This is a genomic window from Vibrio sp. 10N.222.52.B7 (genome assembly GCF_041474275.1).
In the GTDB taxonomy this organism is placed as follows: Bacteria; Pseudomonadota; Gammaproteobacteria; order Enterobacterales; family Vibrionaceae; genus Vibrio; species Vibrio crassostreae_C.
Genome location: NZ_JBFRTU010000072.1, coordinates 21,531 through 33,785, shown reverse-complemented (window position 1 = coordinate 33,785; position 12,255 = coordinate 21,531). Strand labels below are relative to the sequence as shown.

Annotated in this window: 11 protein-coding genes and 2 tRNA genes; 7 read left to right on the top strand and 6 right to left on the bottom strand. The window is 43.1% G+C overall.

The features are described 5' to 3' along the window. Positions 1 to 91 precede the first annotated feature (91 nt). From AB4512_RS17955 to AB4512_RS17940, 4 genes are all read right to left on the bottom strand, one after another. Positions 92 to 167, bottom strand: a tRNA-Gly gene (locus AB4512_RS17955). A gap of 46 nt (positions 168 to 213) precedes the next feature. After that, positions 214 to 287: transfer RNA gene (locus tag AB4512_RS17950), tRNA-Cys, on the bottom strand. Between the two features lie 200 nt (positions 288 to 487). Continuing rightward, positions 488 to 1,933 (bottom strand): ATPase RavA stimulator ViaA, encoded by a 1,446-nt coding sequence (viaA, locus tag AB4512_RS17945; protein ID WP_017064542.1) that lies wholly within the window; start codon positions 1,931 to 1,933, stop codon positions 488 to 490. An 11-nt stretch (positions 1,934 to 1,944) separates the two neighbouring features. After that, the gene (locus AB4512_RS17940; RefSeq protein WP_017067123.1) at positions 1,945 to 3,600 is read right to left on the bottom strand and encodes an ATPase RavA domain-containing protein; all 1,656 of its coding nucleotides are present in this window, start codon (positions 3,598 to 3,600) and stop codon (positions 1,945 to 1,947) included. A gap of 288 nt (positions 3,601 to 3,888) precedes the next feature. Between AB4512_RS17940 and AB4512_RS17935 the strand changes: the two genes are divergently transcribed. The 5 genes from AB4512_RS17935 to AB4512_RS17915 all read left to right on the top strand — a co-directional run bounded on the left by AB4512_RS17935 (position 3,889) and on the right by AB4512_RS17915 (position 8,282). Next, entirely contained in the window at positions 3,889 to 4,404 is a 516-nt protein-coding gene (locus AB4512_RS17935; RefSeq protein WP_065584641.1) for an NUDIX hydrolase, read from the top strand. Positions 4,405 to 4,463: 59 nt separating this feature from the next. Next, positions 4,464 to 5,468, top strand: a complete 1,005-nt coding sequence (gene ltaE / locus AB4512_RS17930; protein ID WP_372175285.1) for a low-specificity L-threonine aldolase — start codon at positions 4,464 to 4,466, stop codon at positions 5,466 to 5,468. Between the two features lie 88 nt (positions 5,469 to 5,556). Then, positions 5,557 to 5,871 (top strand): cytochrome c, encoded by a 315-nt coding sequence (locus AB4512_RS17925; protein ID WP_017069125.1) that lies wholly within the window; start codon positions 5,557 to 5,559, stop codon positions 5,869 to 5,871. A gap of 167 nt (positions 5,872 to 6,038) precedes the next feature. Further along, the gene (gene ylqF, locus AB4512_RS17920) at positions 6,039 to 6,974 is read left to right on the top strand and encodes a ribosome biogenesis GTPase YlqF (RefSeq protein ID WP_372175284.1); all 936 of its coding nucleotides are present in this window, start codon (positions 6,039 to 6,041) and stop codon (positions 6,972 to 6,974) included. Between the two features lie 282 nt (positions 6,975 to 7,256). Then, the gene (locus AB4512_RS17915) at positions 7,257 to 8,282 is read left to right on the top strand and encodes a GGDEF domain-containing protein (protein ID WP_372175283.1); all 1,026 of its coding nucleotides are present in this window, start codon (positions 7,257 to 7,259) and stop codon (positions 8,280 to 8,282) included. Positions 8,283 to 8,451: 169 nt separating this feature from the next. On the opposite strand, the gene AB4512_RS17910 is transcribed toward AB4512_RS17915, so the two are convergent. Then, positions 8,452 to 8,997, bottom strand: coding sequence for an N-acetyltransferase (locus tag AB4512_RS17910; RefSeq protein WP_017062600.1), 546 nt, complete (start codon positions 8,995 to 8,997; stop codon positions 8,452 to 8,454). Between the two features lie 166 nt (positions 8,998 to 9,163). Here AB4512_RS17910 and AB4512_RS17905 point away from each other — a divergent pair, with 166 nt between their 5' ends. Together AB4512_RS17905 and AB4512_RS17900 are read left to right on the top strand one after the other, a co-directional pair. Further along, positions 9,164 to 10,306 carry a fatty acid desaturase gene (locus AB4512_RS17905; protein ID WP_017062601.1) on the top strand — a complete coding sequence of 381 codons (1,143 nt, stop codon included), beginning with the start codon at positions 9,164 to 9,166 and terminating at the stop codon, positions 10,304 to 10,306. 239 nt (positions 10,307 to 10,545) lie between these two features. Continuing rightward, entirely contained in the window at positions 10,546 to 10,836 is a 291-nt protein-coding gene (locus tag AB4512_RS17900; RefSeq protein ID WP_017062602.1) for a putative quinol monooxygenase, read from the top strand. Positions 10,837 to 11,067: 231 nt separating this feature from the next. On the opposite strand, the gene manA is transcribed toward AB4512_RS17900, so the two are convergent. Further along, on the bottom strand, positions 11,068 to 12,255 hold the full coding sequence (gene manA / locus AB4512_RS17895; protein ID WP_017070588.1) for a mannose-6-phosphate isomerase, class I: 1,188 nt from the start codon (positions 12,253 to 12,255) through the stop codon (positions 11,068 to 11,070).

The window sequence follows — 12,255 nt, the reverse complement described above, 5'->3', positions numbered from 1 at the left end:
ACCACCAGGGCACGCAATTTTTTATTGCGATGCCGATTACTGAAAAGTAAAACACCATCTTAATGTCAAAATGAATCAACACTACAAAATTTGGAGCGATACATCGGGTTCGAACCGATGACCTCAACCTTGGCAAGGTTGCGCTCTACCAACTGAGCTAGTATCGCATTTTCATTCTTAATATCTCTTAACTTATCAAGCTAAGAAAAAGAATGGAGGCGCCTCCCGGAGTCGAACCGAGGTCCACGGATTTGCAATCCGCTGCATAGCCACTCTGCCAAGGCGCCTTTTTTAATTCAACACTTTAGGGACTTAAGTAAGCCGCACCGCTGTGTTCGGGTGCCTACTTTACGGATTGAGGGGAGATAGTCAAACAAAAAAGTGAATTTAAATTCCGTTTGCTGACATTTAAATCAAATTGCTGCATGTTCGATCTCTTTAATCAAAAAACACACAGCAAAATCGAGTTAAACAAGATGTTCTAGCGCTACCACTTCTTCATGAAACGACCGACAAGACTCGGATGATACGCCCAGCAGTGGTCAAACATAGTCATAAGTTGAGGGTTGCCATACTTAGAAAGACTAACCGCATGGAAACGGTTTTTGTGTTCTTTCAACTTTTCAACCTGAGCAATCATTTCGTCTGATTGTTTCGGCGCAATAAAGTCAGAAAGTACGATTAAATCGGCATTCTTGTATTTATCACCAGTCATTAGGTCAATCGACTTCATGAGAACAGGTTCCAAATCCGTACCGCCGTGGAATGAGTAACTTAAGAAGTCGCTCGCTTCACGTAGGCCATCTTGCCTGGTTAACTCATAGGTAATCTGCTCAGAAGAAAAAAGAATCACATAACAGTCTCTCTCTTCTGCAAGAGCAATTTGCATTAAGGCATAAGCCATTGCTTTAGCAGACTGCTCAGGGAAACCACTCATAGAACCCGAAGCGTCCACACAGACGATAAACGGGCCCTTTTCAATATCGATGTTCTTGCTATCTGGTTTTTGCGCCTTCACTTTGCGTAACGTGCGTGATTTACCTTGCGAGCGATAGCTCAGTAAACGCTTGTCGGCCAAGTGCTTGTAAAAGATAACCTCAAGTTCAGGATAAGCTAAGAACATGGTTTCGTTTGGCAGCATCTTGTTAAGGTCATCACTTTCATGAATCCCGACAATATCATCGACCGCTTCATCGCTTTTCTCTTCAACCACCTGCAATTCTTCTACAGGGGCTTTGTGTAGCGAAGGATCATCTTCCTCACCAGCCATACGGCCTAGCTTTTCAGCGATCTCTTGCAAGCCCTTGTGCTTATTCAAGAACTCAGCATGACGTTTCATGATGGTAAGGTCTGTTTTGCTTAATTTGGCAGAAGCCATGTCCCACAAGCGCCCTACACTGCCTTCATCACCCGACTCAGTCACTTTATCCATGTTTTTCATGGTTTCCATGCGCTGATAAAGATCGGCTAAGACTTTTTCTTTGCTTGTTTCAAGTTCAGTTACTTGAGCTTGTTTAATCGCATCAGAAAGTGATTGGTACCATTGGTCGCAAAAGTAGTGTGGAAACATCGCGTTATAAACACCCTTGTTGTTCTCCATAAGGCGTCGAGCTTGTAGATAAAACGCTGAGTGCCACTCCAGCTTTTTGATAACGCTGTCAATCTCATCAAAGAACTGAGGTTCATCCCAGTAAATCACTTCTTGGTAAAGGGCGATTTCCTCTTGGAATCGATCAGTTTCACACACCTTAGTAACGCGTTTTTTAACTTTACCGCGCCATTTAACTAAGTGGTTTTTCACTGATGTTTTCACACCTTTGTTCTCTGCAGCCATCATGACTTGAGAACGAGCGATGAGATCATTCATCGCGGTATCAATGATTCCGGAATCAGCTACCATCAAAGCGAGGTTTAAGCCGTCTGCTCCTAACATATGCTCTCCTCTTACTCGAAGTACTGGCTCATAAACTTAATACGCTGAGCGATCTTGGCACTCTTCACTTTCGTGGTTTCAAGATCTTGCGTTACCGATTGCAAACTTGCTTCCATCGCTTTTGGTAAATCAGGGTCAATATAGTTATGAGGTAATGCATCATGGAATTCAGTACGAACGCGTTTTAACTTGAATTCAGCTTCAGTTAACTGTTCTAAGGCTTTCTCAGCGCCACTCAACCACTTGTTGTACAGTTCTTGGTCTAAACCGTCAGTAGTAACCACACTCACCAATACAGAGCGATTGGCGATGTCTTTAATCACTAATTGGTTTGATGCATCCAAGTCGAGTTTTAAACGGCATAGGTTTTTATTTTCGTTTACGTAACCGTAAATATCACCGTGACCTTCTTTAAGAACACGATCAAAATCGTCTTTGGCTACGTATACCCAACGGCTATCGCCTTTCTCAGATTCAGAAACCGACATGTTGCTTTGCAGCATAACCAGTTTCACTAGATTGTAAGCACTGCCCACACTGTACATTTTCGCGTTCTTGATGTCATTCTGGTAAACATCTTTACGCAACAAGCCACTGGTTGACTCCATAGAAAGTGACACCGACAACGTTGATTCAACATCGTCTTGAATCTCTTCTAACTCTTCACGAGACATTTCAATTTGAGCTTTCGACTCTTGTTGATCAAACGCTCGGTTCAATGCAAAGTCTTTCACCACGCTACGAACCACATCACGTGATTCTGGGCTATGCCACAAACAATCTTGCAGAAGCATAATATCCAGCGGGTTCACGCTATCGCGACCACTAAAGAACGCACTCGCTTTCAATAGTTTAACGGCCTTCTTCCAGCGTCTGTCTGATACATACAATTCTGACTCTGAAGCAGAGCCTTGCTTCTTAACCGTCTCTTCAAGCATGGTTTTTAGTTCAAACAACTTATCAAACGAATTGTCTGTCAGTTCCAGCTTATCGAGCTCTTTCTGCCATTGATGGTATTCAATGTCCGTAATCGCCAAACCTTTTGGAATTACCGCTTCTTGAGAAGTACCCGTCGTCAGCATCGATTTGAAGTTTTGTTTGTTTTGAATACGGTTCACGAACACGCGTACCAACATACGGTCATAAAGTGCTTCCAAGCCGCTGTCTTCATCTGGAAGTTCGTTGGATGCCGATACTAGTAGACGCATCGGTACACGTTCAATATCACTGCCGTTTTTGAAAGTCTTTTCGTTAACGACAGTAAGTAGCGTGTTTAGGATTGCAGGGCCGGCTTTCCAGATCTCATCGAGGAAGACGACTTGTGCAGTTGGTAGGTAGCCTTCGGTTAGTCTTACGTAACGACCGTTGTCTTTTAATTCTTGGATACTTAGTGGGCCGAACACTTCCTCGGGAGTAGAGAAACGAGTCATCAAATATTCGAAATAGCTGCTGTTATCAAAAGCCTGAATGAGACGTTTCGCGATAAGGCTTTTTGCGATGCCCGGAGGGCCTAATAGAAACACGCTTTCACCAGCCAAAGCAGCCAGTAAACAAAGCTTAATGGTGTCTTCTCTTTCGTAGACACCATCAGACAGAGCATGCGCTAATTTATTGATTCTTTCAGAGAGTAGCGCCTTGTCAGCATGTGAAGAAATAGAAGGGTTCATGCGTTACTCCGAAAATCTTTGAATAGTTGAGAGTGTAGAATTGTTTTTATACATTTGTCAGTACTTTGTTACAAGTGTATTTTATTATTGAGTTGCATTTATATCAGATGGTTACGTCGGTAATTTTGGCGCAATCATAGATTCCAATTATGAGAGTAACATCACGAACGGCGTGAAATTAAATCTATTGCTAAGCCTAATTTTTCTTTTATTTTCGACACCATAGACGTTATGGTGGTGCACGTCTTCAGTTATCCGAAAAATTGGCAAGGAATGTGGCCAGACTGCATGAGTAAAGTTATCCATCAATGGAAAAGTATTTCTCTCATAGAAGAGAACGTGACGCTCCCTACGAACGTCGTGGTAAAACATACAACAATAAACCACCCCGGCGCGGCAGTTATTCTTCCTATCACTTCGTCTGGAAAAATCATCCTCATTAACCAGTTTCGCCCTTCTCTTAAAAAATGGCTTTTAGAATTACCGGCTGGCACCATGGAAATTGGTGAGACACCTCTTGAATGTGCCCAGCGAGAGTTGGAAGAAGAAACAGGTTACAGTGCAACTTCTTTTCAAAGCTTAGGACAAGTTACCCCTTTAGCTGGATTCTGTGATGAGATTCAGCATTTGTTCGTCGCCAAAGACTTAAGCCTCACTACCCGCTTTAAATGCGACGAAGATGAAGTCATAGAGGTGATCGAACTGAGTCTAGAAGAACTGCACGACAAAATACGACACGATCAAATTACCGATACCAAAACTATCGCTTGTTTAAGTAAAGCCCAACTATGCGGCCATCTATAGCCAGTTATAGCCAGTTATAGCCAATTATATGACTACCTAAAGTACTCTAGGAGAGAAACATGGACTTTCGTTCTGATACCGTAACTAAACCCTCACAAGCCATGCGTGACGCAATGGCAAACGCAGAAGTGGGCGATGATGTTTATGGCGATGACCCAACCGTCAACGAACTAGAACAGTGGGCAGCAAATGAGACAGGCTTTGAAGCGGCAATGTTTACCTCTTCAGGTACACAAGCCAACCTTCTTGGCTTAATGGCGCATTGTGAGCGTGGTGATGAATATCTGTGTGGCCAGCAGGCGCACAACTACAAATACGAAGCTGGCGGCGCTGCGGTCCTTGGTTCTATCCAACCTCAACCAATCGAGAATAACCCAGACGGTACTTTAGACTTTAAAAAGCTTGCCGCTGCGATTAAGCCCGACGACAGCCACTTTGCTCGTACCAAGCTTCTTAGTTTAGAAAACACGATCAATGGTAAAGTCCTGCCAATGTCTTATCTAGCGGAAGCACGTGAGTTCGTAAACCAACACGGCCTGCAAATGCACCTCGACGGCGCGCGCGTATACAATGCAGCAGTAGCACTGGATGTTCACATTAAAGAGATCGCACAACACTTCGATTCAATGACAATCTGTTTATCAAAAGGCTTAGGCGCGCCGATTGGCTCTCTACTTCTTGGTAGTAAAGAGTACATCGCTAAAGCACGCCGCCTACGTAAAATGGTCGGTGGCGGTATGCGCCAAGCAGGTATTCTTGCCGCAGCGGGAAAAATGGCTTTAACAGAGAACGTTACTCAACTTAAAGCTGACCACGAGAACGCAGAAAATCTAGCGATTGGTTTAAGCAAACTAGAAGGTTTTTCTGTTAACCCTGATTTCATTCAAACTAACATTGTATTTGCTAAGTTAGATGAGTCTGTGGATATCAACCGAATCGCACGCGAACTGGGCGAACAAGGCATTACGATGTCACCAGGGAACCCTGTTCGATTTGTTACTCATAGAGATATCAGCTCTGAAGACATCGCTACTTTCCTAACTAAGTTGGAAAATGCACTTTAAGCCATACTAAATGTTCACCCAGAACAAATAAGACTTGAGCTTCCCCTTAGGGGAAGCTTTATAATCATGTTTTTACCGGAGTAAAAACGTGCATTACCCAACCTTCGCTCTAATATTGCTAGCTCTTTCCTCTAACCTTCATGCCTCTGATTTTGGCGACGCTGAACTAGGTAAAGTTAAATCACCAAGCTGCGTTTTTTGTCATAACCCTACCAGTCAATCGACTAATAACTCCTATCCTAAGCTTTCTGGCCAAGATCCAACCTATCTCTTTAATACAATGAAAGCGTATCAAACCGGAGATAGGCAGGGCGATTACGCGGATATGATGCGAGCGCAACTAAGTAAGCTTAACGATCAAGATTTGAAAGACATAGCGGCTTTTTACGCTTTACAAGATTAGCGGTTCCCACCTTCAATAGGTCAATCATCAGCTAAATAAACATCACCAAGTCGCCTATACTTCAAGCAAACTCACTGAGCTCATTGAAGGTCGGGATAGATATACCTTTACACGTATCATCCAACCCTTACAATGTGCAGCAAATATATTTATCAAGGTTTATCTCTATGTCTATTCAATGGTTTCCGGGTCACATGCATAAAGCCCGCAAAGAAATCGAAGAAGTTATCCCACAAGTTGATGTGATCATCGAAGTACTGGACGCTCGTATCCCGTTCAGTAGTGAAAACCCAATGATCTCTTCACTGCGCGGCGATAAGCCTTGTGTAAAAGTGCTGAACAAGCGTGACCTTGCAGATCCTGAACTGACTCAACGTTGGATTGAGCACTTCGAGAAGGAGCAAGGCGTTAAAGCGATTGCGATTACGACTAGCGTAAAAGAAGAAGTTAACCACGTTATGGAGCTGGTACGTAAACTGGCACCGCACCGTGAACAGATGGGCAAGAATATTCGTACAATGATCATGGGCATCCCGAACGTGGGTAAATCGACCATTATCAACTGCTTGGCTGGACGTACGATCGCGGTTACTGGTAACCAACCTGCGGTAACTCGTCGTCAACAACGTATCAACCTGCAGAATGGCGTGATCCTTTCAGACACTCCAGGAATCCTTTGGCCTAAAGTAGAAAACCCACACAGTGGCTTCCGCTTGGCTGCAACAGGTGCTGTAAAAGATACAGCAATGGAATACGATGAAGTGGCATTCTACACAGTAGAATACCTAGCAAAGCAGTACCCTAACCTTTTGCAAGAGCGTTACCAAATTGAAGAGCTGCCAGAGTCTGACATCGAACTGATGGAAGCGATTGGCCGTAAGCGTGGTGCACTTCGTGCCGGTGGTAATATCGACATTCACAAATGTTCAGAAATCCTGCTTCACGAATTGCGTAATGGCACTTTAGGTAAGGTAACGCTTGAGTTGCCAGAAATGATCACACAAGAGCTGATCGAAGTTGAAGAAGCGGCTGCGCTGAAAGCGGAACAACAGATTAAGAAAAAAGAAGAGCGTCGTAAGCGTTACCTGAAGAACAAGCGTTAATCGCGATTAGTTTTTATAATCTGCTTTAATTTCTGTTTACCACTCTTACACCAGCCTCTAGATATTCACGCTCTATCGATAATAGAGCGTGAATATTGCCCGCTACCGTTTGTTGATCTAGCTAACATACTGACAAATCTATAGAAATGGTCGTTTACAATCCCAAAGACTGTGACATACTACGCAAATTGTTGTGTATCAATCTCGGCTAATTTCTCAATGCGCTCTTATTCTGGGTTCAAGAATCAAAGATTTAAAACCTATTTCGATAATGAAATTTATTTGCCGTACATAAATTTCATCTACATCCCTATCTCAATATTCTGTGCTTTTATCGTCACCGACTACATCCACTTTGGTAGCGAGTGCATTACGCCTATCATTTTCCGAGTCATACTTTTTTTATTGATGATGGCCGCCGCCAGATACTGTATTACAAACAAACCCAACGTTTTGGAACTCGTAGAAAGTGCCTTCCTTGTAATTAGCTCACTTTTCTTGGTCTATATCGGTCGACTAGCCATCGAGCTGAACAACTTCGATTACCAAGGTGGCATCATTTTAGTGATGATCTACATTGGTACGTTTTCAAGATTGTCAGCCAGATACAGTATATCTACGCTGTCGTTTATCTTTTTGGCTTATCTCATCGGCCTTGCGCCACTGCTTTATGAAGCGGAGCCAGAGCATGAAATAGAAACAATTTCCGTTTATATCTCGGCTTACATCCTAATCTCAGCGGCCTGTGTTAGACGTGACCTGGAAGTACACAAACGTTTCGCTCAATCCGAGCAACTCCGCAAACAAGCGATTCAGCTTCGCAAGCAATCTAATATGTTCGAGGCCCTTTCCTATCAAGACGCACTAACGGGCTGCTACAACCGCCTTTATCTTCATCAGGTGATAGAACCGAGCATAGACCGTCAGCGATCCATTACATCGCTCATGATAGATATTGATCATTTCAAATCGATTAACGACACCTACGGCCATCAAATGGGTGACATGGTGATTAAAGAACTGGCCGATGAGATTCAAAAACGACTACCGACTAGCAGTAACTGCTTTCGATACGGCGGTGAAGAGTTTTTGGTGCTGGTCCAAGGAGAAACCGAGGCTTCAATTGAATCGCTGGTTAATGCCCTTTTAGAATCCCCTACTCGCCTTAGATTAGAAGTAACAATTTCAATCGGTGTGAAACATGCCCATCAAGCCCTTGGTTCTGTCGAGCAGCTTATCGACGACGCTGACCAAGCACTCTACATTTCGAAAAAAGGCGGTAGGAATAAGATCACATGGCGTGATTAATCGCCCAATATTTCACGCATCTTTGCGAATCATTAAAACGACCACTAATTCAATCAAAAAAGCCCCGAGCAACTTAATACTCGGGGCTTTTGTCTTTGTTCTTCTGCTTTAAAATAGCTTCGTTAAGAACCTGCTACTCAGCAAAAAAACAGTATTCAACAAGAATCGACTAAGAATACACAACGCTCGCTGTTTTCTGTTCAAGTTCAACGGGAGAGCTCCAAGAAATCACTTTTTCATTCACTTGGCTGCCACATGGTGCGTTCCAAACTTGCTCTAGTTCTTCTTTGCCACCAATCGCCTGATAAAAAGCAATCGCTTGGTGGTTCTCAGACATCACCTCTAGGTAAAGCCCTGAGTCCGAATAGTATTGCTGCAACCACTTCGACAATTCAGACAACAGACGCTTGCCTACACCTCGTCCACGATAATTATTATCTACATGTAACGCATCGATGAACGTACCACGCTCAAAGTTGTGATTACCGAACGCGCAGACAAAACCAACCAGTAAACCGCCTTCCTCAAGCAATAAAACATGTTGGTTGAAAGGAGGATTAATCAAACGAGTCTGCCAAATAACAGATCTGTCCTCCAAAACATCATGTTCTAGGTAATCATCAGCAAGAATGCCACGGTAATATAGCTTCCAGCTATCCGCGTGTAATTGGGCAATCCGCTCATAATCTTTATATTCAGCTACCTTAATTTCCATTTATTAGCCCTTAGTACTTCCATTTATGACTTGCTACTACATTTCACACTACCTTTATACAATATTTAAGCAAAACATACTAATACACGTTTACACTTTCAATATTGACTTACACGTGTACGCTGATATTCTAGCGCACAGATGTAAGCCCAATGGAAATTTGCTAATGAATAGTGCCGACAAACAATCTACAAAAAAGCCGCCATTAATCTGGCTCAATATTTTTGTGTTCTCTTTTAGTATGCTGCTTGCTGTTGTAGCGGCTCCCGTTTATGGCTACTTTTTTGGCTATGGCATGGAGCACTGGATATGGCTAGCAATCTGCTTTACGTTCTGTAACCTTTCAATCACGACAGGTTATCACCGCTTATGGTCACATAAAGCGTTTGAAGCGCATTCAAGCCTAAGATTCCTGTTTGCATTAGGTGGTGCATTTGCCCTGCAGAACAGCGCGCTACACTGGTCTTCTGATCACCGTGTTCACCACAAGCATGTCGATAACAACGACAAAGACCCATACTCTGCAAAACGTGGATTTTGGTACTCACACATTGGCTGGATGATTCGTAATTACAGCACCTCAATGTACGAAAACTACGAAAACTGCCGTGACCTTAAAAAAGATAAGATTGTTATGTGGCAGCACAAGCACTATGTTCTGTTAGCATTACTAATGAATTTCGGTGTTCCTATCGCTTTAGGCGTGATTTACGGTGACGTGATTGGCATGTTGTTAATCGTAGGTGCAGTTCGTTTGGTACTTAACCACCACACAACATTCTTTATTAACTCTCTTGCTCACATCTGGGGTAGCCAACCTTTTACTGACAAAAACACAGCGCGTGATAACGGTGTGTTAGCAGTACTCACTTTCGGCGAAGGCTACCACAACTTCCACCACATCTTTGAGAACGACTACCGTAACGGCATCTACTGGTGGCAATACGATCCAACAAAATGGTTGATTAAGAGTGCTTCGTTGATGGGACTGGCAAGTAAGCTTAAGAAAACCCCTCAAGCTCGTATTGAGAAAGCTGAAGCGTCAATGTTACTTAAACGCACCCAGCAAAAAATCATGCATCGTGCCGACAAGCAACAAATCGCAGAGAAGCTTCAACAAGAGTTTGATGCTCTAGTATCAAACATGAACGAATATTACGAAGTTAAAAAACAGCTACTTGAAAGCAAGCGCGAAGACGTTGTGAAGAAGTACGAACACTCTGTTCTTAAGGTTCGTTATCAGCAAATCAAAATGAATTTCGAACAACAGAAGAAAAATTGGGCAATGACGGTTGAGCAATACGCTTAAGGTAAGACAGTACGCTTAACACCCCAGTAACAACACAGTTTGATTCTTATTCAAAAGCCCTCATATTGCTATGAGGGCTTTTTTTAATAAGCATAACCTACTCGGCTCTGGCCCTATGCTCTCGAGTTTGAATTGTGGATGGTAAGAACCATAGTTATTGGATTTCAGAACTCTTTCTTCATTCTGAATTTATACTTATATTACTTAAACTTACCGAGTTTAAAGCGAAGGAATTGAAAATGAGCAAACTGACTATTATTGCAACGATCGTCTCTAAAGAAGACAAAACTGAGCTTGTAAAAGCTGAGATGATTAAATTGATCGATAAAACCCGTGTTGAAGACGGCTGTATTAACTACGATCTGCACCAAGATAACAGTAACCCTGCTCACTTCGTTTTTCATGAGAACTGGGAGTCTGAAGTTCATCTAGAGAAACACTTAGCGAGCCAACACATCGCTGACTACATGGCTGCGACTGAAGGTTGTATTGAAACCTTTGTGCTTAATAAAATGACGCACATTGCCTAACCAGTCACTCAGTACTAATTCAATAAAAAGCCCTGCTCTGATCGCAGGGTTTGTCTTTTCTACAAGCTTATATCTGCTCATTCTAATAATGAAAAAACCCGCCAGAGTAGCGGGTATGGTCAATAATCATGACTGTCAAAGACAGATAGGTAACAACCATCAATCCAATATTGAGTACCACTTTACAGTGGCACTCTGACATTTCTTTTGCTGATCGCTAGCACGGGGGCACTAGTTAAAAGCACGAGCCAAAATGCCATTCCCTTGATATTGGTAAACACTTGAATTACTACTTACAAAGACCGATTCTCCGGGCTTAAGAGAAACTGACCGCCCTTCTGAAGTGACGGTCGCCTCTCCTTCCACACAGAACAAGATCTCCGCGCTACGTAGATACTGTGACTTGCTCTCATCAGTCGCAGACAAGATATCAAAGCCAAAGTCATCCACTGGAATCGGATAACTCATCTTGCCCTCTTTCAATACAGGCTTAAGGCGGATATCTTCTGGCTTAATCGGCTCAAAGATTGTGTTGTCGATAAGCTCAGGGACATCGATATATTTGGGAGTGAGACCGGCACGCAGCACATTGTCTGAGTTTGCCATAATCTCTAAACCCGTACCTTGAACATAAGCATGTGGGGTTTCTGCGAACAGGAACATCGCTTCACCGGGCGCCAGCTCAACCGTGTTAAGCATTAATGGCGCAAATAAGCCAATATCACCAGGATAATGCTGTTTGAATTCGATGCTGTATTGAAGAGCTTCACGCCCCATGACCGTTTTGGCTGGTCGCGCATGTGCAGCATAAAGCTCATTAAGCGCAGACGCTTTGCGGTCACCTTCAAGAGACATAATGGCGCTAAAGAACGACTTCAAAGAATCACTGTCGGCATTGGCTTTTAGTACATTAAGCTCAATCGCTAACGAAGGAATATCCGCTTCTTCGAACAAGGCAATAATGTCGTCGATTGGACGAAAGCCATTCATCGCTTTGTAGAAGGTCAACGCATAAACCAACTCAGGTTTATGGTTTGGATCTTTGTAGTTGCGATTAGACGCATTCAAAGGGATACCAAGTGCATTCTCACGCTCAAAACCTAATTCTGATTTTCGCTTGTTCGGGTGAACCTGAATCGATAACGGTGTTTCAGCGGCCAACACCTTAAACAAGAAAGGCAATTCACCGAAACGAGCCGCCGTGTATCCGCCTAAGACATCGATTTTGTTTTCATCAATCATGTGAGAAAGCGATTCACCGGTATCGCCTACCTTTGAACAACCATTTGGATGAGCACCCATCCAAATTTCTGCTTGAGGTTCCTGGTTTGGGTTCACAATACCAAACAATTGGTTAATGGAGTCTTTGCTTCCCCATGCGTAGTTTTGAATAACGTTGTCGAGTTTAAATAGAGACAT